Source organism: Salinimonas lutimaris, assembly GCF_005222225.1.
GTDB lineage: Bacteria > Pseudomonadota > Gammaproteobacteria > Enterobacterales > Alteromonadaceae > Alteromonas > Alteromonas lutimaris.
On sequence record NZ_CP036536.1, the window covers coordinates 3,917,656 to 3,940,174 of the forward strand.

Annotated in this window: 19 protein-coding genes; 8 read left to right on the top strand and 11 right to left on the bottom strand. The window is 51.7% G+C overall.

The features are described 5' to 3' along the window. The first annotated feature begins 95 nt into the window (after positions 1-95). On the top strand, positions 96-974 hold the full coding sequence (locus EZV72_RS17350; protein WP_175405162.1) for a BadF/BadG/BcrA/BcrD ATPase family protein: 879 nt from the start codon (positions 96-98) through the stop codon (positions 972-974). A 22-nt stretch (positions 975-996) separates the two neighbouring features. Continuing rightward, positions 997-2,130, top strand: a complete 1,134-nt coding sequence (gene nagA, locus EZV72_RS17355) for an N-acetylglucosamine-6-phosphate deacetylase (protein ID WP_137168417.1) — start codon at positions 997-999, stop codon at positions 2,128-2,130. Between the two features lies 1 nt (position 2,131). Here nagA and EZV72_RS17360 read toward each other — a convergent pair whose 3' ends face one another. Then, complete coding sequence (locus tag EZV72_RS17360) at positions 2,132-3,031, bottom strand: LysR family transcriptional regulator (protein WP_137168418.1); 900 nt, start codon at positions 3,029-3,031, stop codon at positions 2,132-2,134. A gap of 195 nt (positions 3,032-3,226) precedes the next feature. Between EZV72_RS17360 and EZV72_RS17365 the strand changes: the two genes are divergently transcribed. Then, positions 3,227-4,144 (top strand): TIGR03571 family LLM class oxidoreductase, encoded by a 918-nt coding sequence (locus tag EZV72_RS17365; protein WP_137168419.1) that lies wholly within the window; start codon positions 3,227-3,229, stop codon positions 4,142-4,144. A 161-nt stretch (positions 4,145-4,305) separates the two neighbouring features. On the opposite strand, the gene EZV72_RS17370 is transcribed toward EZV72_RS17365, so the two are convergent. Further along, positions 4,306-4,887: an outer membrane beta-barrel protein gene (locus tag EZV72_RS17370; protein WP_175405163.1), complete on the bottom strand. Its 582-nt coding sequence runs from the start codon at positions 4,885-4,887 to the stop codon at positions 4,306-4,308. Between the two features lie 204 nt (positions 4,888-5,091). Further along, complete coding sequence (locus EZV72_RS17375; RefSeq protein WP_137168421.1) at positions 5,092-5,676, bottom strand: outer membrane beta-barrel protein; 585 nt, start codon at positions 5,674-5,676, stop codon at positions 5,092-5,094. A 197-nt stretch (positions 5,677-5,873) separates the two neighbouring features. Here EZV72_RS17375 and EZV72_RS17380 point away from each other — a divergent pair, with 197 nt between their 5' ends. Together EZV72_RS17380 and EZV72_RS17385 are read left to right on the top strand one after the other, a co-directional pair. After that, positions 5,874-6,362 carry a tyrosine-type recombinase/integrase gene (locus EZV72_RS17380; protein ID WP_175405164.1) on the top strand — a complete coding sequence of 163 codons (489 nt, stop codon included), beginning with the start codon at positions 5,874-5,876 and terminating at the stop codon, positions 6,360-6,362. 99 nt (positions 6,363-6,461) lie between these two features. Further along, positions 6,462-7,043 (top strand): hypothetical protein, encoded by a 582-nt coding sequence (locus EZV72_RS17385; protein ID WP_137168423.1) that lies wholly within the window; start codon positions 6,462-6,464, stop codon positions 7,041-7,043. Between the two features lie 576 nt (positions 7,044-7,619). Here the strand turns inward: EZV72_RS17385 and glmS are convergent. The 4 genes from glmS to glmU all read right to left on the bottom strand — a co-directional run bounded on the left by glmS (position 7,620) and on the right by glmU (position 12,871). Then, on the bottom strand, positions 7,620-9,452 hold the full coding sequence (gene glmS / locus EZV72_RS17390) for a glutamine--fructose-6-phosphate transaminase (isomerizing) (protein ID WP_137168424.1): 1,833 nt from the start codon (positions 9,450-9,452) through the stop codon (positions 7,620-7,622). Between the two features lie 3 nt (positions 9,453-9,455). Continuing rightward, positions 9,456-10,253 (bottom strand): DeoR/GlpR family DNA-binding transcription regulator, encoded by a 798-nt coding sequence (locus tag EZV72_RS17395; RefSeq protein WP_137168425.1) that lies wholly within the window; start codon positions 10,251-10,253, stop codon positions 9,456-9,458. 88 nt (positions 10,254-10,341) lie between these two features. Continuing rightward, positions 10,342-11,364 (bottom strand): Gfo/Idh/MocA family oxidoreductase, encoded by a 1,023-nt coding sequence (locus EZV72_RS17400; protein WP_137168426.1) that lies wholly within the window; start codon positions 11,362-11,364, stop codon positions 10,342-10,344. A gap of 145 nt (positions 11,365-11,509) precedes the next feature. Further along, positions 11,510-12,871: a bifunctional UDP-N-acetylglucosamine diphosphorylase/glucosamine-1-phosphate N-acetyltransferase GlmU gene (gene glmU / locus EZV72_RS17405; protein WP_137168427.1), complete on the bottom strand. Its 1,362-nt coding sequence runs from the start codon at positions 12,869-12,871 to the stop codon at positions 11,510-11,512. A gap of 197 nt (positions 12,872-13,068) precedes the next feature. On the opposite strand from glmU, the gene EZV72_RS17410 reads away from it, so the two are divergent. Next, the gene (locus EZV72_RS17410) at positions 13,069-14,490 is read left to right on the top strand and encodes a diguanylate cyclase (RefSeq protein WP_137168428.1); all 1,422 of its coding nucleotides are present in this window, start codon (positions 13,069-13,071) and stop codon (positions 14,488-14,490) included. A 17-nt stretch (positions 14,491-14,507) separates the two neighbouring features. Here EZV72_RS17410 and EZV72_RS17415 read toward each other — a convergent pair whose 3' ends face one another. From EZV72_RS17415 to EZV72_RS17425, 3 genes are read right to left on the bottom strand one after another with little or no spacing between them, the layout of a single operon-like run. Further along, positions 14,508-15,398, bottom strand: a complete 891-nt coding sequence (locus tag EZV72_RS17415; protein WP_137168429.1) for a DMT family transporter — start codon at positions 15,396-15,398, stop codon at positions 14,508-14,510. Next, a complete protein-coding gene (locus EZV72_RS17420) occupies positions 15,398-15,850 on the bottom strand; it encodes a methylated-DNA--[protein]-cysteine S-methyltransferase (RefSeq protein ID WP_137168430.1) in 453 nt (150 codons plus the stop codon). Before EZV72_RS17420 ends, EZV72_RS17415 begins: the two co-directional genes overlap by 1 nt. Further along, complete coding sequence (locus EZV72_RS17425; RefSeq protein WP_175405165.1) at positions 15,850-17,304, bottom strand: DNA-3-methyladenine glycosylase 2 family protein; 1,455 nt, start codon at positions 17,302-17,304, stop codon at positions 15,850-15,852. Before EZV72_RS17425 ends, EZV72_RS17420 begins: the two co-directional genes overlap by 1 nt. A gap of 173 nt (positions 17,305-17,477) precedes the next feature. Here EZV72_RS17425 and EZV72_RS17430 point away from each other — a divergent pair, with 173 nt between their 5' ends. Further along, complete coding sequence (locus tag EZV72_RS17430; RefSeq protein ID WP_232364588.1) at positions 17,478-18,587, top strand: serine hydrolase domain-containing protein; 1,110 nt, start codon at positions 17,478-17,480, stop codon at positions 18,585-18,587. A gap of 21 nt (positions 18,588-18,608) precedes the next feature. On the opposite strand, the gene speA is transcribed toward EZV72_RS17430, so the two are convergent. Continuing rightward, positions 18,609-20,519, bottom strand: a complete 1,911-nt coding sequence (speA, locus tag EZV72_RS17435; RefSeq protein ID WP_175405166.1) for a biosynthetic arginine decarboxylase — start codon at positions 20,517-20,519, stop codon at positions 18,609-18,611. 290 nt (positions 20,520-20,809) lie between these two features. Here speA and EZV72_RS17440 point away from each other — a divergent pair, with 290 nt between their 5' ends. Beyond that, positions 20,810-22,384: a M28 family metallopeptidase gene (locus EZV72_RS17440; protein ID WP_137168433.1), complete on the top strand. Its 1,575-nt coding sequence runs from the start codon at positions 20,810-20,812 to the stop codon at positions 22,382-22,384. Positions 22,385-22,519: the final 135 nt, after the last annotated feature.

A 22,519-nucleotide genomic window follows, 5' to 3' on the forward strand; every position in this document is an offset into this window, starting at 1 on the left:
CTTTGGGTTAAATTTATCATGCATTTACAGCAGTAGGGTTTTGCCCTGATGACAGGTAAACTAAAACCTGGTTTCTTTTATCACAATGAATGGTTATGGCAGCAGACGCTCACTACGTACTGGGAATTGATGGCGGCGGCACTAAGTGCCTTGCCCGGCTGGAAACACACCATGGCGAACTAATTGCTGAGGCAATCAGCGGACCGGCAAACCCGGCTCAGGACGCAGCACAGGCGCTCGATTCTGTGACGCTGGCGTGTCGTGAAATTCAGCAGATAGCCGGGCTGACTGACGCCCAACTGGCGGATATTCCGGCGGTGCTGGGACTGGCCGGGGTCAGTATTCCGGCCTATCATCAGCGCACCACTTCCTGGCAGTTACCGGTCAGCCGTTTTATGGTCACCACCGACCTGCATACCGCCTGTGTGGGCGCGCATGGCAGTGAAGAGGGGGCAATTGTGATCACCGGTACCGGCAGCTCTGCTTTTATCAGTCACCAGGGCCAGCACACCATTCTGGGTGGGCATGGTTTTCAGCTCGGTGATGCCGCCTCCGGCGCCTGGCTGGGCCAGCGCGCACTCAGCTGCGCTCTGGAAGCGCTGGATGGCCTGAACAGTGCGCATAATCTGGCTCATCATCTGTGTCAGACACTGGGGCAGCACACCACTGCCGATATTGTGGGCAGCGCCCTGCATTACCGCTCCGCCCAGTTTGCTCAGCTGGCGCCGGTGGTCATTACCCTGGCTCAGCAGGGCGACGAGGATGCCATGGCCATTATGCGCCAGGGGGCTGATTATCTTAACCGGCTGATCCGTAAACTGTTGTCGCTGCATCCGGTGCGTATAAGTATGCTGGGCGGGCTAGCTGGGGTATGGTCGCAGTGGCTGGATAAAGACTTGCAGGGGCAGTTGTCGGATGTGCTTCACGGCCCGGCAGCCGGTGCCTGTACCCTAGCCCGGCGCCATCAGTGGTAATTTATTTTATTTGCGAGGTTTTATGTCACAGGCGGCTTCCCAGACTTTTTTTGCCCGGCGTTTGTTTACCGGTCATCAATGGCTTAGCGATGTACTGATTGAGGTAAGTCACACCACCATCACCCGGCTTACGCCCAATGCAGAGGCTTCTGATGCCTATGTGTTAGATGGCATTGTGTGCCCTGGGTTTATCGATATTCAGGTTAATGGCGGGGGCGGTGTGCAGTTTAATCACACGCCCACCACAGCGTGTCTTATGCAGATGGCCAGCGCTCATGCCACTACCGGCACCGCCAGCCTGATGCCCACGGTGATTACCGACGATATTACGGTGATGAGTCAGGCTGCTCAGCAAATTGCCGCTGTCAGACAAACCGCGCCTCATGTGTTTCTGGGCGTGCATTTTGAAGGCCCGCATTTAAGTGCGGCCAAAAAAGGTATGCACAGCCAGGCCCATATCCGCCCGCTCAGCGAAGCTGAAATAGCCCTGTTCTGCGATCCGGCGTTGGGTCAGGTGATTGTGACGCTGGCCCCGGAAATGGTCACCACAGCACAAATCAGCGCATTAACCCAGGCAGGAGTGATTGTGAATCTGGGCCATACCGACGCCACCTTTGAGCAGGCCAGCGAGGCTTTTGCCGCCGGCGCCCGGGGCGTGACGCACCTGTACAATGCGATGTCAGCCATGACCAGCCGGGCACCGGGTGTGGTTGGCGCAGCGCTATATCACCAACACACCTACGCCGGACTGATTGTGGATCACCACCACGTTCATCCGGCCAGCGCCACGCTGGCAATCCGGGCCAAGGGGGCGCAGCGGATGTGTCTGGTAACCGATGCCATGGCTCCGGCTGCCAGCGATATTGACCACTTTTTTTATCAGGGCACAAAAGTAGTGCGCGATAAAGACACCTTAAGGTTGGATGATGGCACGCTGGCAGGCTCGGTGCTTACCATGATTGAGGCGGTGCGTAACACCCATTTTGACCTTGGCTTTTCGCTGACCGACACACTGCAAATGGCCACCTCTACTCCGGCAGCTTATTTAGGCCACCAGCAGGCAGGGCAGCTGGCCCCGGGTAGCTATGCCAGCTTTTTGCATCTGGATGAGCAGCTAAACCTGCTGGACCACTGGGTGGGTGGCAGCAGGGTATAAATTACTTTGACTGGTCCCAGTAGGGCGTATCCCCGAACCAGGCCAGCAGATGATCAATCATTGCCCTGACTTTAGGCGCTAACAACCGAGAGGTGGGATATACCGCCCACACGCCGGCTTCGTGCTCTAGCGGGTAATCAGCCAGAACCTCTACCAGACGCCCGTCGCGCAGGTGCTGATAACAATTCCAGGTAGAATTAATGGTCACGCCCAGCCCGGCGCAGCAGGCATCACGCATGGCCTCACCGTTATCGGTACGAAACCGGGTAAGCGGGTGCACCTGTAAAGGGCCGTCCGGAGTGATAAATTTCCAGCAGTCCACCGTATGCAGACTTACACTGTAGTGCCGGGTTAATTCCTGTGGATGGTCGGGGGTACCGTATTTTTGCAGATAATCCGGCGATGCACAGATAATGCGCCTGTCCCGGGCCAGACGCCGGGCCACCAGACTGGAGTCTTTCAGCGGTGCATTTCGCAAGGCCAGGTCAAACCCACCCTCAACCAGATCAACAATGGTGTCTGACAGGCGCAAGTCCACTTCCACCTGTTCAAACTTTTCCATAAAGCTGGCGATAGCCGGGATCAGGTGTTGTCGGCCAAATGCGGCCGAGGCTGTCATACGCAATGTGCCTGAAGGTGCAGAGCTGCCCGCGCCCACCGCTGCTCTGGCCGCTTCAGCACTGGCCAGGACCTCTTTGGCATGAGGCAGAAATGCCTCACCCTCTTCGCTTAATGTCACATTGCGGGTACTGCGATGGAGCAGCCGGACTCCCAGTGTGGACTCCAGCTTTTGTAGCTGGGCACTGGCCACCGCCGCAGACAGCCCCAGGTCGGCACCGGCCTGGCTGATATTCTGCAAGGCAGCGATACGTACAAACAAGTTGAGGTGTTCCAGATTCATAACCAGCCTGATAACTCATAGCAAAGCCCACTGCCCGCTTTTTTCCCAGCCTAGAGAGTCACGCTGTAAGAATCAATCTCTGAGCAGGTTTATATCGCAAATCGCAAAAGTCTTTTCATTGTTTTGACGGTTCTGTCAGCCCCGGTCACACGCCATCATACACACAGTAAAACAATTGACTGAAACAGGTGATTTATGGCGTTTGATAAACTGGCACAACAGGATTTTTCTATTGGTCTGGAGCTTCCGCTGGACAACGACTGGTCGGCCAGCGGACAGGCCAAACGGCTAGTAGAAGGCCGCCCGTTCGGTGTACCGGACATGAGCCAGCACACCGCCCGCATTAAACTGGCAGACGAGCTGGGTTACCGGGCCGCCTGGATTCGCGATGTGCCCCTGTACGACCCGCAATTTGGTGATGCAGCCCAGGTTTTTGAAGCCTTCTCGTATCTGGGCTACCTGGCCGGAATAACCGACAATATTCTGTTGGGCACAGCGGCTGTTGTGTTGCCGTTACGCCAGCCCTGGCTGGTAAAAAAATCGGCCCATACCATTGCCCAGCTCAGCAATGACCGGTTTATTCTGGGTGTGGCCAGCGGTGACCGGCCTAGTGAATACCCGGTTTTCAATGTGGATTTTAACAGCCGTGGTGAGCGTTTTCGTGAGTCGGTAAAAATACTGCGCGGGGATGCTCAGTACGGTCTGTCTGGCGGACAACTGGTGTTGCCAGAAGCTAATCCCCTGCCACTGTACGTGGCCGGTCTGGCTCAGCAGTCACCGCAGTGGGTAGGCGAAAACATGGACGGCTGGCTGGCCTATCCGGGAACGCCGAGCGATCATGACCGCCGGGTAGCCCTGTGGCGCAATGTGGCGCAGGACAAACCTTATGTCAGCTTTATTCACTTAGACTATGTGGACAATGCAGATGCGCCTGTTGAGCGCCACCGGTTTGGGGTAAAAACGGGGCGTAACGGGCTGATTCAGGAGCTCAGCGCTATGCGCGCGGCCGGTGTGAATCATATCGGCCTGCACTTTCGCAGAAATCAACGGGATCTGGCGTCCAGCATGCGGGAGATTGCCGAGCAGGTATTACCGCTATTTCACAATAACTAGCGTTACCTGCTCACCCGGTACCGGGCTCTACCGGTATCGGGTATCAGGACTTGCCATGTTCAGCCAGGCTGTTCCGGCGGCTCAGTTAAACAGCCCAGTCAAACAACTCAGTCAAACAGCCTGGTCAGACAGCCTCGCGGGCAGCCAGAAATGGCGACTGATTAAAAGTTGTACCGGGCATTGACGCCAAATACATCCACATCATCGCCCATGTCGTAGTTCAGACCCACAGCAAATTCAGGCGAGATAAGATAGTCCGCGCCCACGTTCACCGATGTGGTGCTGTCAGTGGTATCGATGTAACGAACCGAGCCTTTCAGTTCGACATTCGGCATGACCATGGAGCGCACGCCGGCCGTCAGACCGTAACCGTCATCATCTGTGGTAAGCGTACCCAGTGCACTGGCATATTCAATATCAGCGTATTCATAGCTGAGTATGCCATACACATCGGTTGTCTGGTTCAGCCCGTAGCGATAGCCGACGCCAGCGGTGCCCTGAGTTACGTCCATATCTACGCCCTGCCAGGTATCGTCAATCTGGCTGTAGCTACCGGCAACAAAAATATCATCGGTAATTTTCTTGGAAATGTACGGAATAACCCCTTTGGGTTTGAAGTCGCCAACCGGTGATTCAATATCAGCCTGCACATAAGTAGCCTGCACATAATCCCACGCAGGAGACACGGCCATGGCCGGTAAACTTGCCGCGCCAAGGGCGCACAGTAGAAGCGGGTATTTCATGAAAATCCTCATTTAGCGACGAAAGTAACCGCAACATGCGGTGAAGTAATAAATTGTAATTAACACGAGCCGGGAAAAAAGAGAAATTAAGGATTTTGCATAAAAATCATTCATTTATAGCAGCAACAGGTCCGACCTTACAACTTACTTATGAGTCGGTAATTAGTGACGACAACAGAAATGTCGTCACTTTAGCCCTTAAAATCAGAAGTTATAGCGCAAATTAAAGCCGAATGTTTTGGCATCACTGCCAACGTCGTAGTTCACGCCTATTGCTGCAAATGGCGAAACCAGGTAATCAACGCCCAGCCCAAGTGAGCTCTGCCCTTCGCCCTCAATATGTACGTGCCTGAGTGCGCCTTTCAGTTCAAGCTGGTCCAGCACCATAGAACGCACACCGGTCATGATTCCGACCCCATGGCCATCCTCTTTATTATCAAAAAAGGGCGTGTCGACTTCCGCGCTCGCATATTCATAGCTTAATGCCACAAACCAGTCGGTCGACTGAGTCATACTATATTTGTAGCCAAGACCGGCGTTGCCCTGCTCAAGATCGATCTCAACTGACTGGTAATCATCACTTAAACTGGCAAACGATCCGGCAATAAAAAAGTGCTCACTAAGCTCATAAGACCCAAAAACCATCAGGCCATTGGGGTCCAGCTCACTTAAACCGTCGATATCCGTCTGAATATATCCCAGCTGTGCATAGTTCCATGTTGGCGACACTGCGGCCACCGCATTCACTGAAAGCAACCCCATAAGCGAGGCGAGAAGCGTTGATTTCATAACATTCCTTGCTGTAATTAAACACAAACCGCCATACCTTATGGCGCTAATCCATTGTATGGGATAAAAAAATCACGGATACAGCAATGCGACGAATGACCAGATTTTCAACAGGATGATGGGAGACGAAAGAGGGGCACAGATCTTTATGTATCGTTTTTAACTCCCAGGCGATAAATTCCCATCAGTATGGGGAAGTGGCCGCTTTGCGCCGGATAGACATCGACCTGCCCTATGTCCACGTTCGTAAGAACATTTCCGCTCGCGGGGTGGTCGATGCACCCAAAACAGCATCGGGTGTCAGAAAGACAGTGCTACCTCGCACCGCCCAGGTTGTTGTCTCCGAGCAGCTAAAGTCACATGACGGCGAACGGGTGTGGTGCACAGAAGATGGGAAACCCTATACGAGTAATCGGGTAATTGCCGAAACAGTGTGGTATCGTCAGCTCGACCAAGCGGGTATCAAAAGAAGACTAACACCCTACAAAACCCGTCACTCTTTTATTAGTTGGATGCTAAAAGCAGGCGAGCCAATTTTAATTGTCGCTCATCATGTCGGCCACTCTGACACCCAAATGATAGAAAAAAGATATGCTCGTTTTATACCCGATTCTGCGCCGAAATGGTACGTAGATGACCCCGAAAAATTTATTGCCTTAAAAAATTCAATGAAATCAATAGAATAACTAAACGCTTATATTTATAAATAAACTATAAGCACTTTCCTCGGCGCTGGGCTTCCTGCTTCGCGCCAATATTCGCACATCTTAAATAAGGAATACCTAATGCGAAATCTTGTTACTGGCCTGACTCTGGCTGCGGCTTCTCTGTTTTCTTTTTCAGCGCCGGTGTATAGCGGTGAATTTAATCCCCAAGTACGGGAGATGGTGGGGGACGTTAGGACCCTCCGCTGCGAAAAAGTATTGATAAAAAGCGCGTATGCTGACAGCTATGAAGACTTTGAAAGGAAGGTAAACAACGATTCGGATGACGTAGGGCATAACAGGGCTATTCTAGAAATCGAATACAATTTCAGTACCGGATTCCTTTCACACGCCGAAATTTTACCGACAAAAACAGACAAATCATGGTCAGTAATGCCAGATTTTAATTCAGATTTTAAAGCATATACCCTAATAAAAACTGCGGACAAACTCGTATCTATATATGAGACAAAGGAAGTTGGAGAGGTTACAACCGTAGTAGTTTTTGATATTTATGGCGAGCCTTCATTTCTTAGATTTACAGTAAAAGACGAAGAAAAACGACGCTTTTCCGAGACCCTTATCAAAGCAGACAGTGGCTTATTTGGCTGCTCCACCGAACCCCTTACCGGACGAAACCCAAGACAAACACTTCCTTGGTAAACCCTGACAAACGGGGCGGTTGAGCGACTGCCCCTTATCCTTTCCAATAGCTACAATAAACCAATAAATCATTATTTCTGTATTCCATTATTTAATAACTTATTTATTGGCTTAATTGATCATTTCATTTATTAAGACATTTATTCATTGCTGGATAACTTGCTCTAAGCTACTAAATAGGTATTCCGTTTATCCCCGTGAGTGCGGGGAACACCTTCTCGTAACCGTCTAGCTATGACTTACCCCTTGGTTATTATCCTGCTTTCGGGCTTTGCCCCAAAATGCAAAAATCAAACTAAAGACGGGGGTGTTGGTCATTCCTTTACCTTCACGTATTGTTGCGATCTAATTTTTGTCTCGTTGACCTATGGAACATTATAATTTTCCAAATAACAAGACATTAAATATCAGTGGAAAAAGCCGGAGCATCGAAACAAGGCATTTTTCCATGGTGTATGAACGTGGGTAAGTTACATAAAAAAAACCACCGCGTTTGCGGTGGTCTGATGTAGTCTATTCAGTTCGGTATAAGGCGTTATTGCGCTTGGGTAAAAGCGCAATAACCGTTCACAAACCTTATTCTACGGTTACTGACTTAGCCAGGTTACGGGGCTGGTCAACATCGGTGCCTTTGATAAGGGCAACATAGTACGACAGCAGCTGTAATGGCAGCGTGTAGATAATGGGTGCGATAGCCGGTTCACAATGCGGTACGTTGATAACGCGCATGGTCTCGTCGCTGGTAAATTTGGCGTTTTTGTCGGCAAACACGTACATGATACCGCCACGGGCACGCACTTCTTCCACGTTGGATTTCAGTTTTTCCAGCAGCTCGTTATTAGGCGCCACCACAATTACCGGCATTTCTTCATCGATCAGGGCCAGCGGGCCGTGTTTCAGTTCGCCTGAGGCATAGGCTTCAGCGTGAATGTAAGAAATCTCTTTTAGTTTGAGCGCGCCTTCCATGGCAATCGGATACTGATCGCCACGGCCTAAGAACAGGCTGTGATGCTTATCAGCAAATTCTTCGGCCAGGTCTTCAATTCCCTCACTGATAGTCAGGGTTTCTTCCAGCTTGGCCGGCAGACTGTGCAGGGCTTTTACAATGCCGGTATGATCTGCATCGCTCATGCCTTTGTGCTTGCCAATGGCCAGTGTCAGCATTAAAAATGCGGTTAACTGGGTAGTGAAGGCCTTGGTAGAGGCCACGCCAATTTCCGCCCCGGCTTTGGTCATAAACGCCAGATCTGATTCGCGCACCAGCGATGAGCCAGGTACGTTACAAATCGTCAGGCTGGACATATAGCCCAGTTCCTTGGCCAGACGCAGTGCAGCGAGCGTATCGGCGGTTTCACCAGACTGTGAAATAGTCACCAGCAGGCTGTTTTCATGCACCACGGACTTGCGGTAGCGAAACTCAGAGGCAATTTCCACTCCGCAGGATACATTGGCATATTGCTCCAGCCAGTAGCGGGCAGTCATACCGGCATGATAGCTGGTACCACAGGCAATAATCTGCACATGCTTCACCTGCGACAGAATTTCTTCAGCGCCTTCACCAAAGATGTCGGCCATCAGATCCGTTTCACCCAGACGGTCTTTCAGCGCGTTACGCACAACCGTAGGCTGCTCGTGAATCTCTTTTAACATGTAGTGACGGTAGCCGGCTTTATCGCCCGCATCGTGCTCAATGTTTGATTCAATGATTTCACGCTCTACCGGCGCGCCGGTTTTATCAAAAATGTTGACTTCGCGACGGGTAATTTCCGCCACATCGCCTTCTTCCAAGAAGATAAAACGACGGGTCACCGGCAGCAGGGCCATTTGGTCAGAAGCAATGAAGTTTTCGCCCAGACCCAGACCAATCACCAGCGGGCTGCCTGAACGGGCTACCACGACTTTTTCCGGATTGTTTTTATCCATGATGACTGTGCCGTAAGCACCGTGGAACTGTTGCACGGCGTTTTGAACCGCTTTTAGCAGCTCTGCGCCTTGTTTAAGCTCTTCATGCACAGTGTGGGCAATGGTTTCGGTGTCAGTGTCGCTGGTAAAGGTATAGCCTTTGGCGCGCAGCTGTTCACGCAAATCCAGATAGTTTTCAATAATACCGTTGTGTACCACAGCAACCCGCTCGTTTGAAAAATGCGGGTGCGCATTGGCTTCGGTCACACCACCGTGGGTAGCCCAGCGTGTATGGGCAATACCCGTGCTGCCCAGCGCATCCTGCTGGGCCACGGCATCAGCCAGCTCCTGTACCTTACCGGTACGGCGAATCCGGTTTAATGAGCCATCGGCCTGTAGCAGTGCCACACCGGCTGAATCGTAACCCCGGTATTCCAGGCGCTTAAGCCCTTCTAATAAAATTTCAACAACATTACGTTCGGCTACAGCGCCTACAATTCCACACATACATCATTCTCCGTTTGGCGTGGCAATCATTACCTGTACGCCTTGATCTGTAATTGCTTGTTTTACCTGAGGATCGATATTGTCATCGGTCACCAGATAATCGATATTCTGCCAGGCCAGCTCCAGGTTCGGCATTTTGTGCGCAAACTTGCTGGACTCAGCAACAATCACCACCTGCTGCGCAGCATCTGCCATGGTCTGCGTCAGGCCGGTGAGTTCATTAAACGTGGTAGTGCCGCGCTGGGCATCAATGCCGGCAGCACCTATAAAAGCATAGTCGAAGCTGTACGCCTGTGTGACCTGTTCGGCCATATGTCCCTGAAATGACTGCGACAGCGGATCCCAGGTGCCGCCGGTCATCAACACCGTTGGCTCATTGTCCTGCCCGGTCAGATAATTAGCTACATTCAAAGAGTTGGTCATTACCACCAGACGGGAAAAGCGCATAACATGGGGCAGCATAGACGCGGTGGTACTACCGCTGTCGATAATGATTCTGGCGTTGTTTTTCAGCAGACTGGCCGCACACTGCCCAATGGCTGACTTCTGACGTGACAAGCTGGTGCGCGTGACGCGGCTGCCCGGCTGTGGCTCCAGACTTCCCGGGTGCGCCGGCAATGGCGCGGCACCGCCGAACTGGCGCAACAAAAGTCCCTGCTCAGCTAACACTGTCAGGTCTTTTCGAATGGTGACTTCGGAGGTTTTAAAGGCCCCGGCCAGGTCGTCAACCTGTACGTGGCCCTGCTGGTTCACCCAATCCACAATCGCCTGGCGACGTTGCTGGGTATTACGCTTTTGCATTTCGAAACTTCAACTTACGACTTGAAATATATTAAAGTATTTTAGTTTACGTTTTGCAAATTATATTTTGTGCTAAAAGGCTATCTCATTACAAATAAACGCGTTTTTCCTGCGCCTGACTTTGTAATGCAGCTTCGATGACCTGAATCAACGGGATAACACTCTGTGCACTGGCCGGAGACGCTTCGCCCTGAGTGATTGCGCGTTCCAGCTGTTCATAAAATGCCACATAATTACCCCGTTCAGTGGCAATGGGATCACAGGCTGTTTCGAAACAAAACTTACCTTGCAGGCTGCTGTCTTCCACGCCAAAGCTATCATCATTAAGCGGCAGGCCGGCTTTTAGCTGGTTTTCCTGCGGATCCAGGCCGTATTTGCGGTAACTGCCGGCGGTTCCCTGCACATCAAACCGCAAGGTGGTGTTGCCCTGAAATGGCGAACTGCCTACCAATACCTGAAGCCCTGGGTAAAACAGGGTGACATCGTAGCAGTCATCGCTTTGTCCGCCGTCACGCAGAATCGCAATATTGGCCGACACCGACTCAGGTGTACCAAATAGCTGAATGGCCTGGTCAATCAGATGCGGGCCTAAATCCCAGAAAATACCCGCGCCGGGGCCGGCATTTTCACGCCAGCGATTTTTGGGTGCAGGGCGAAACCGGTCAAAGCGGCTGACCATGCGCCGGATACTGCCAAACCGGCCACTTTCCTGCAATTTCCGGACGGTCAGAAAGTCACCGTCAAAGCGGCGGTTGTGATACACATGAATACTGCCCGGGCTCAGCTCTGCCTGAGCGGCCAGTGAAGCGGCATCGGCGGCGGACAGAGTAAAAGGCTTTTCTACCAGTACATGGCAACCCGCCTGCAGACTCAGGCTGGCCTGTGGATAATGCAAATCATTTGGCGTGGTGATAATGCACAGTTCAAAACCACCGTGGGCCAGCGCGTCTTCAAGCGTGGCAAACACCGGCGTATCCGGCAGCACCTCAGCAACCGCTTCCGGCCGCGACGAAACCACGCCGCTCACCTCAAAGCCGTTTAACCCGCGTACAAAAGGAAGATGAAAAGTCTGAGCGGAAAAACCAAATCCCACCAGCAATGTTGAAATCATAATAACACCTGTTATCAAAACATGTCGGTGCACCCTATCGCGTTAACGTCTTTATCTCAAAGCGATTACGCCGGGTACGGTACAATTCAGGAGCAAACAAAAAAGCCACATGCAGACATGTGGCTTTGAACATAAAATGCGGTGCTTACTTTTTAGTCGGACGCGGCCAGTTGGCAATATTACGCTGACGGGCGCGCGCCACGGTCAGTGCATCATCCTCAACATCGGTGGTGACCACCGAGCCTGCGCCAACGGTGGCGTTATCACCCACACTCACCGGCGCAACCAGTGAGGAGTTAGAGCCGATAAACGCGTGCTTACCAATCAGAGTTTTTGATTTGTTCACCCCATCATAGTTACAGGTGATGGTGCCAGCCCCGATATTAGCTCCGGCGCCAATCTCAGCATCCCCCAGATAGGTCAGGTGGTTGGCTTTGGCGCCCTCGCCCAGAATAGCTTTTTTAATCTCAACAAAGTTACCTACCTTGGCTTTGGTATGCAGCACCGCGCCCGGGCGTAAACGTGCATATGGCCCAACCGTACAGGCTTCGCCTACCTGAGCGTCTTCTACAATGCTGTTGGCTTCAATCACCGCGTTATCTGTCACGGTGCAGTTGCGCAAAATACAGTTAGGACCGATGGATACGTTATTGCCCAGCACTACCTTGCCTTCAAATACCGCGTTGATATCAATAAACACATCAGAGCCGGTCTGAACCTCACCGCGAATATCAACACGGGCCGGATCGGCCAGGGTTGCTCCGCCATGCATCAATGCTTCGGCCTGCCAGCGTTGTAATACCCGCTCCAGTTTTGCCAGATGCACCCGGTTATTCACCCCTTCGGTTTCAGCCACTTCATCAGGCTGCGCAGCCTGAATCACCTTTCCCTGGGCGGCTGCCATGGCAATCACATCGGTCAGGTAATACTCTCCCTGGGCATTGTCATTGCTCAGCTCAGACAACCAGCGCTTCAGATCGCCGCCGTTCATCATCATCATGCCAGTATTGATTTCGCGTATTTCACGCTGGGCATCGGTGGCATCTTTATGTTCAACAATCGCGCTGATATTGCCCTGTTCATTTCTAACAATACGGCCCATACCAGTGGGGTCGTCCAGCTCCACCGTCAGCAGAGCCAGGTCACAATCGGCTTTTACTTTCACCAGACGCTCCAGGGTTTGCTGACGAATCAGGGGCGCGTCCCCCACCAGCACCAGCACATCCTCATCGTCTTTAACATGCGGCGCAGCCTGCTGCACAGCATGGCCGGTGCCCAGCTGTTCTGCCTGTAAGCACCAGTTCAGATTCTGACCGCTGACTTCATCCTGTAGCTGGTCACCGCCGTGGCCGTATACCAGATGAACTGCACTGGCCTGCATCTGTTCAACCGTATTGATGATGCGCTGCACCATCGGCACGCCACCTACCTTGTGCAGCACTTTAGGTAAAGAAGACTTCATCCGGGTGCCTTTACCGGCAGCCAGAACAACAACAGAAAACGCCATGCAAATTCCTTAACGTGTAAAATTCAAATCGATAATGTAATCAGTGTAACCAAGCTGTTGAGCTACGTCAGCGTCTAATTTGTATGTATTTATGCACTTTTTATACACAAGTGCATCTGGTCGGGCACTTAATGACCAGTTATACTCTGTAACACCCATTTACGATTATAAATTTACGCAAAGGAGTTTGCTTTTTCGTGGCAGCATTCAGGACGCTCCATCGCAGTATATTACTGTTGTTTGTCGTGGTGGTTATCGCCATTGTGACCCTGGTTCATTTTAGTGTATCTAAAATTGTAGCCGAGCAGAGTCGTGCCCAGCAGCAGTCCATTTCTCCGGCCATCGCCCTGGTGGTCAATGAACTGTTCAAACCTTTGCATGTAGCCGAAGCACTGGGCCGCTCCCAGGAGCTTATCACCCTGCTGGATAACGATAAGCTGAATAAAGAAGATGCCTTTGCCATGCTTGACCGGCTGGAGCATGAGTTTGATCTGATCTTTTTTGTTGCCAGCGAAAAAAGCCGTATGCAGTACATGTCAGATGGCATGATCATTCCGCTGGTCGAAGGTCAGGTAAACTGGTATTTCAAATACAAAGAACTTCCCGAAGACGCAGTGGCCGATATAGGTAAATGGGAAGACACCCATTTTTATATCGACCTGAAAATCTACAACGAAGACGGGGAATTTCTGGGCTTTTTCGGGGTTGGTAAGAGCCTCAAAGATTTTGTGCGCATTTTTAACAGCTATAAGCAGCAGTACGGCTACGATTTTATCTTTGTGGATGATAAAAACGACATTATGTTGTCATCCGACCCGGCGCTGATGGCCGAATACTCCGACTTTACCAATTTGTCTGAATTAAGCTGGTTTGCCAGCCTGCCGGCAGACGTGCGCAGCAAACGCGCTCTGAATAACCGCCTTATTACCATTGACCAGCAGGAATATCTGGCGCTGGAAGTTAATCTGGAACAGTTTAACTGGACGGTGTTTTTACTCAGCCCGCTGGACAAACGTCAGACTGAAATCTCTCACGGGTTTATTGTCAGCATAGTGACATTACTGGTGGTAGTGTTTGCTATTTTTCTGATGATTTATCACCTGCTGTATTATTTTCGCCGGGATATGCACCCGAAGCTGGTGATGCCAGCTCCTTTCCGCCTGCCGGAAAAAGCGGCGGTAGAAGCCGATTATGTTCAGCTGATGAAAGCCTATCAGTCGCTTAGCGTGATGCTGGTAGATATCGACAACTTTACTATGATCAATGATACCTATGGCCGGGCCACAGGCGATAAGGTGCATCAGCAGATCACCGATTATCTGAGTAGCGCGCTGAGTACCAAAGATGTGTTAGGCCGCTGGAGCAGCGAAGAATTTATTATTCTGCTGCCTGAAACCGGCCCCCACGAAGCCATGGAAGTGGCGGAGAACCTGCGTAAGGGGATTGCTGCCTTACCTCCGTTGGAAAACAGTACCCAGCTTGGCGTCACCGCCTCCTTTGGTATTTCCTATACCGCAACCAACCGGCCGATGAACGAAGTCGCCAGCCATGCAGAAGATGCGCTGTACCAGGCGCGCCGTGAAGGCTGCAACATGGTGCGTATGGAACTGGTGTCTTAACGCTTTCTGACTCAGCGTTATTTACTGACCGCAAGTCCGCGCCTGGCAAACAGGCGCGTAATGCCGGTTGTCAGTGCCACCCCGCCCAGAATCAGCGCCCCGCCCACAAGGGTTTGTCCACTCATGGTTTCGCCCAGCAAAATCAGCCCCCACAGTATGCCAAATAGCGGCACCAGATACGCCACGGTAATCGCCTTGGCCGGCCCGATATTGGCAATTAGCTGAAAATACAGAATATAAGCAATACCGGTCCCCAGCACCGCCAGCCCGATGGCATTGAGCCAGCCATTCATCGAAGGCATGGTCTGCGGCCAGGTTGCTATGGCCAGCGGCAACAGCATCACCGAGGCCATCGCCTGGCTACCGGCAGCCACCGCCAGTGGTTTTACGCCCTGTAAAAAACGTTTCATCATACAGGCGGCCAGCCCGTAGCAGGTGGTCGCCAGACAAGCTGCAATAATGGGCATGATCGACAACTGCCCGCCCGATACCTTTTGCTCACTGATGACAGCCACCCCCACAAACCCGCACAGCAGGCCAAAAATAGCGGTTTTGTTAAGCTTATCCTGCAACCAGAAGTATGCCACCAGCGCACCGAACATCGGTGCGGTAGCGTTTAAAATGGCGTTTACGCCCGCTTCCAGATACAGGCTCGAATAATTAAACAGTGAAAATGGAATGGCGGTATTAACCGCGCCAATTAAACAAATGGGCCAGAAAAAACGCTTTATATCTCGCAGGCCGCCCATAATAAACAGCGCCGGAGCCATCACAGCGGTCGCCAGTACGGTACGCACCTCTACCAGCGCAAAAACACCAAATTCAGGTGCGGCCACCCGCATAAACATAAACGAGCCGCCCCAGATAGCGCCCAGCGCAATCAGTGCAAACATATCTTTTACAGGCATCAGGCTGTGGCTCCTTCCAGTTTCAGTAAGTGGGCTTTACGCTCAAGTCCGCCGGCATAGCCGGTTAGCTTGCCGTTACTGCCAATAACCCGGTGACAGGGCACCACAATGCTCAGCGGATTACGTCCGTTGGCCATCCCCACGGCCCGCACTGCTTTAGGGTTACCAATGGCATTGGCAATATGCTGGTAACTGGCTGTGTGGCCATACTCAATGGTGGTGAGCTGTTGCCATACCGCCTGCTGAAACGCCGTACCGGCAGCATCAAGCGGCAGGTCAAAGCGGGTCAGCGCACCGGCAAAATACGCGGTTAACTGCTCGCTGGCTTGTTGTGTCAGTGCACCGGGTTTATCCGGCACGGCTTCTTGTACAAAGGTAATGGCGCTAATACCGCGTTGCGACGCACTCACCTGTAATAGCCCACAGGGGGTATGAATAGTTTGGTAAAACATTATTTATCTCCGGCCTGGTTCAGGGCAATATCCCACATTTGCATGGTCAGATAACTTCGCCACGGCGCGGCTTTGTGTGGCTCAAATGGCTGCATGGCAGCGGCGCGCCTGACAATCAGGTCGCCGGCCAGATAAATATCACTGTGACTGGCGCCGCGCATTTGCATGTACTGCACAGTCCAGGGGCCAATACCTTTTAACGCCAGCAGGGTCGCTTCATCCGGCGGCTCGGCCTGGCTGATAAAACACTGCGCCAGGGTCATCAGGGTTTGCTGCCGTGAGGCCGGTAAGCGCAGCGTACCTTCTGTCATGTGCGCTACCTGATGCGGGCCGGGAAACACCTGTCCGAAAGTATTGGTAGTACCGGTTCGCTCAGCGAGCTGATTCGCATAGGTATTGGCGGCTTTGAGTGAAATCTGCTGGCCCAGTACAGCCCGGCAACCAGCTTCAAAATAATCCCAGGTGGCCGGTAAGCGTAGCCCGGGGATCAGCTGCTGCGGTTTGACGCCGGCTTCCAGTAAAGCTTTCTCAATGATGGCCGGATCGGCGTAGACATCCAGCATCCGGCCCAGATTTTCAATCACAGCCTGCGTGTATTCCAGCCTGGTCAGTTGCAGGCTAACCGCAAAGCCGCACCGGGCGTCATCAAACTGGGCACTGATGTGACCGTGAGCATCATCCCAGTTAAATACCCGGGTGTAGGTATCCTGACTGATGGTTTCAACCGCATCAAGCACATGAGCCTGAATAAACCCGCGCACCTGCGGCCAGTTGTAGGGTGCCTTACAGGCTAAAAATACGGTTACCGGTGCAGGTTCTGTGGTCACGTTTTTTCCTTGCTGTAACTGAGTGGGTGTTAGTTGCCATAAGCGTTGCATCTGGTTTTGTAAACGGCGGGCTGAATTAAACCCGCAGGCAATAGCCACATCATTAACGGTTAAGCGGGTTTGCTGCAACAGTTGTTTGGCCAACAACAACTGGTGGTATAACTGTAGTTGCTTTGGTGACATGCCCAGATGGCCACGTACCAGCTGATATAAATAACGTTCGCTTATGCCCAGGCGCGTGGCAATGTGACTCACCGACTGCACCGGCAGCGCTTTAAGCAACTGATGCGCCCGGCGAATGGTGGTTTGTACTCCCATCCACGCTGCGGAGCGCGGGGCACTGTCCGGACGGCAACGCAAGCACGGACGAAACCCGGCATGCACAGCCTGCACCGCCGCACTGAAATACTGTACATTGTGTTCCGCCGGTAATCGCGCCGGGCACACCGGGCGACAAAAGATACCGGTACTGGTTACCGCCACAAAAAATTCCCCGTCAAAGCGCGGGTCCCGGCTCATACGCGCCTGCCGAAACCGCTGTAAAACCGGTTCATCGGTTATCATCAACGAGAATTTCTGCATATTCACCTCTGCCTTGTCACGGTATAATGACATAAGTTTACCCATGATGGTTGACCTGTGTGCGATGAAATCGGAAGTGACCATGTTGCACAGTTGATTCTCAAACAGCCGATCCGCATAATACGTCGCACATATAGTCAGACGGTGGTTGGCATCATGCGTCTTATTGAAGAACCGGAGCCCATTTGCAGTACCTGCGTCGTTGTCTGAATATTTGCCTGTGCTTTTTTGCTGTATTGCTAAGTAGTGTTCCGGCTCAGGCGGAGGAAACACCTGCCTGGGTGAACAGCTATGCCCGTTATGTTCAGCGCGAGGCAGAAAAGCTGAACCTGCCCGGCTATGCGTTTGTGTACTATCAGCAGGGGCAAACGCCTAAGGTGTTTGTGTACGGCCGTACCGCCCGTAATGGTAAGCGCATCTCTCAAGATACGGTTTTCCGGCTGGCCTCGGTGTCAAAATCCTTTACCGGACTGCTGCTGTCTAAACTGGTCAAACGGGGCGAGCTTGACTGGGACATGGGAATTAACAAGCTGTTACCGGATATCCCGTTCAAGGGCGCTGGCATGAGTCAGTTGCAGTTACAGCATATCAGCGGGCAGTCCAGTGGCTTTATGCCCAATGCCTACGACAACCTGATAGAAGCAGACTACCCGCTCGACCGGGTGCTGGGCGAGCTGGCCAAGCTGGAACCCATTTGCGCTCCGGGTAAATGCTATACCTATCAAAATGCCCTGTTTGGTGCCATTGAGCATTATTTTGTGACGCACAACACCTCGTATCACCGTCAGATTCAGGAAAACCTGTTTTCCCCTCTGGGGATGAAAACCGCCAGTGCCGGTAAAGGCGCGCTGATGAGCTCTGCGCAGTGGGCTGAGCCACATATTGCCATTGCCCGTAACCGCTGGGCAAAAGGTACTGTGGCCAGCGACTACTACCGGTTTACACCGGCTGCCGGGGTGAATGCCAGTATCAGTGACATGACGATTTATTTGCAGGCGCTGCTGGGTGAGTTTCCCACGGTGGTTCCCCCAGAGCTGGTAAAAGAAATTACCACACCGAGGGTTCGCACCACCCGGGAGATTTATCGTCGTGGCTGGCGGCCTTACCTGACCGACGCGCATTATGGTCTGGGCTGGCGGGTATATCAGTTTAAAGGCCACACGCTGAATTATCATGGCGGCTGGGTGAAAGGTTACCGGGCGGATGTGTCGTTTGATCCTGAAGCCAAAGCCGGTTATGTGATGCTGATGAATGCAGAGTCTAATATGATCAACTCTACCACCGCTGAATTCTGGAAGCGGTATTATGACCAGGCTGACGGCAAATAGCCGTCAGCACAGGTTGGTTAATCAGGTTTTCAGGTAGGTATAGCCGTTCAGGCAGTCTTCGTAAAAATCGGTCCAGCGTACCCCTTCGCGCGGCTTAATCGAGCCATTGGATACCTGTTTATCAATCAGTTTTTTCACGTCATAGGCCATGGCCCGCGGGTTGTACTGCATAATATTCAGTACGTCCTGCACCGATGAGCCTTTCACCACTTCTTCAATGTAGAAGTCCTGCGGATCATCGTCATGACTGTAAATATGGACTTCATTCAGCCGACCAAACAGGTTGTGCATGTCGCCCATCACATCCTGATACGCCCCGGTTAAAAACAGTCCGACATGATAATGCTCACCGGATTTAAGCGGATGCATAGGCAATACATCGGTAATTTCACGTCCCACCGTAAACTGATCAATTTTACCGTCACTGTCACAGGTAATATCCACTAGCGTACAGTTTACCGACGGCTTTTCATTCATCCGGGTCAGTGGCACTACCGGCAGTAACTGGTCAATCGCCCAGGTATCGGCTGCTGACTGGAACACCGAGAAATTAGCCAGATATTGTGAAGACAGGCTGTAATCCAGCTCCTGTAATTCTTCTGGCACATAGTCTTCATTGGCATACCACTCACGTAAACGCAGCATAATGCGCCAGTAAATGGTTTCAATCTTGGCCAGCTCTTCAAGTGTTACCACCCGCAGTTTAAAAGCATCCAGCGCCTGTTCTTTATACTGAGAAGCATCATTAAACACTTCCTGCATCGAGGTTTGCTGGTCAAAGTCATTTTCCAGCTCACGGATGTTTTTCAAAAATACATGTTCGCCATCTACCTGCTTGGTATCAATTTCGGCACTGTTGGAGCGAATTTCACCAACAATTTCGGTAATCACACAGCTGTGGTGCGCAGTAATGGCCCGGCCGCTTTCACTTACCAGATTCGGGTGCGGTACTTGTTCTAAGTCACACACTTCTTTCATGCCATACACCACATCGGCGATGTATTCCTGCATGTCGTAGTTGCGCGAAGACTCGTTGGTAGAAGAGCTGCCGTCGTAATCAATACCCAGGCCGCCACCGACATCAACATATTCGAGTTTAAAGCCCATTTTGTGCAGATCGGCATAAATGCGGGCACCTTCACTGATGGCTTCTTTCACCGCACGGATGTCGGTTAGCTGGCTACCAATATGAAAATGCAGCAGCTTAAGACAATGGCCCATGTCGTTATCTTCAAGATAGCGGGCGGTCTTAATGATTTCAGAGATAGTCAGACCAAACTTGGCCCGCTCACCACCAGAGCCTTCCCACTTACCACGGCCTTTCACCGTCATTTTGGCACGTACACCAATGATAGGATCCACACCCAGCTCTTTAGCTACTTTCACCAGCAGCAACAGCTCGGAGTATTTTTCGATAACCACGACCATCTTACGGCCCAGTTTACGGCCCAGCAGTGCCAGACGCATAAACTCATCATCTTTATACCCGTTAAGCACGGTCAGTGAGTCTTCGTTATTGTTCAGCGCAAGCGCAGTGATAAGCTCCGCTTTTGAACCGGCTTCAAGGCCATAATTGAATGGCGCACCCGCATCCACAATTTCCTCAACCACTTCACGCATCTGGTTTACCTTAATTGGATAAACCCCCTGGTACTGACCCTGGTATTCTGCTTCAGTAATCGTATTGCGAAAGATAGTATTAAGGTTTTCAACCTGCGAACGCAGGACATCGTGAAAACGCACTACGACAGGAAACTGCACGCCTTCTTCGCGAATTTCGTCAATCAGCGCCTGAAAATCTATTCGGATGCTTTTATCCGTTGGGACTGGGGTTACCTGAACATTACCGTTCTCGCCGATTTCAAAATAACCGCCACCCCAGCTTGATACGCCGTATAGCTTTTCAGCTTCTTCGATGCTCCACTCAGACAATATTGCCTCTCCACTAATGTTAAGCCCCGGTCCGGGCAACTGACCGGGCGCAATGAATACAATTTGGCGTATTATAGCGATGCTCACTGTTGACGCTATGAGTTTTATCGCGCCTTGGCCAATTTTTGCCGTAAAAATCATCACAGCTACTGTTTATTCAGCTTACCTAGCCCTTTTGCGCATGAAAACCATTAAAGCGTAAATTTTTATTCAGATTAAATCTGTATGTCACTTGCTTTTCCCTTGTGGTTTTTGCACCGTTAGGTCACTAACAATAAAAAAGGACACACATGTTTCGTCAATTTTGTATTGCTCTGTCAGCACTTAGCAGTCTGGCGCAGGCCGCCCAGCTGGATGAATCGTCTCTAAATATCAGCCAGTATCGCGCTGATGTGAAAACGCTGGCCAGCGATGAGTTTGAAGGCCGCGCCCCGCTGTCGGCCGGGGAAGAAAAAACCGTCAGCTACCTGGTTAAACGGTTTAAACAAATTGGCTTACAGCCCGCCTTTGGCAACAGTTATGTGCAGCCGGTGCCACTGGCCCAGATTACCGCTGAACAGAACATGTCCCTGCGCGTTGGCAAGATGACGTTTGACAACGGCACGCAGTTTACCGCCCGGACCCAGCGTATCAGCGAATCTGTAGCGCTGCACAACAGCGACATTGTCTTTGCCGGTTATGGCATTAATGCCCCGGAATATGACTGGAACGACTATGCTGATATTGATGTGAAAGGAAAAACCGTAGTCGTGCTGGTCAATGACCCTGGCTTTGCCTCTGGTGATGACAGCCTGTTCAACGGTAATGCCATGACCTACTACGGCCGCTGGACTTACAAATATGAAGAAGCCGCCCGCCAGGGTGCCAAAGCCTTATTTATTGTGCATGAAACTATGCCGGCCGGTTACGGCTGGGGAGTAGTACAAAATTCCAATACCAACACCAAATACACCTTAGTGGATGACACTAAGAATCAAAGTCAGGTGGGGGTGATGGGCTGGCTACACCTGCGTGCTGCCCAGCAACTTTTTGCAGCCAGTAATCTGGATTACCGAGCACTGAAAAAAGCCGCTGCCCAGCGCGGATTTACGCCGGTAACCTTAAAACACAAAGCCTCACTGACCTTAAACAACACCATTGAAATGCGCGAGTCGCAGAATGTGGCGGGGATTGTACCAGGCAGTACCGCGCCGGATGAATGGGTGATGCTGCACGCGCACTGGGATCATCTGGGTAAAGCGATGGAAAATGGTCAGCCGGTTATTTTAAACGGCGCGGTCGATAACGCCTCGGGCGTGGGCGGCGTGCTGGCGCTGGCTGATCACTTTGCGGACAACCCCGCCAAACGCACCCTGATGTTCAGTGCTTTTACCGCCGAGGAAACCGGCCTGATAGGCGCTGAGCATTTTGCTAAAAATCCGCCTGTACCTCATAAGAATCTGGTCGCGTTTTTAAATATCGACGGCATGAACATGAATGATAAGGTCGACTACACGTTGCAATATGGCCAGAATGTCAGTGATCTGGAACAGCGGGTGGCTGACATCGCCAAACAGCAGGGGCGCCATATAAAAATGGATCCGCGCCCGCAAAACGGGCTGTTCTTCCGCTCTGATCATTTTGCTCTGGCTAAAGAAGGCATTCCGTCGTACCTGTTTATGAGCCTGGGTGACACCGACCCCGATTTTATTGCCAACCGCTACCATAAAAGCGGCGATGATTATCTGCCCAAATGGTCACTAGGCGGTGTTAAACAGGACCTGACGCTTATTGGCCGCCTGATGCAGTCGCTGGCAGACTCCGGCGACTGGCCACAGTGGACCGGCGAGTCAGACTTTAAAGCCAGACGCGCCGAACAGCGTTAGGCGAGTCTGCCCCGCGCATTTGAATTTACCAAAGCCAGCCTGCGTGCTGGCTTTTTATTGTTGCTAATGCTAAACCAACCGGCCTTTGTTGCGTATGAGTTTACAAGACCCACGAGCGTATCCGGGCAGTCATGC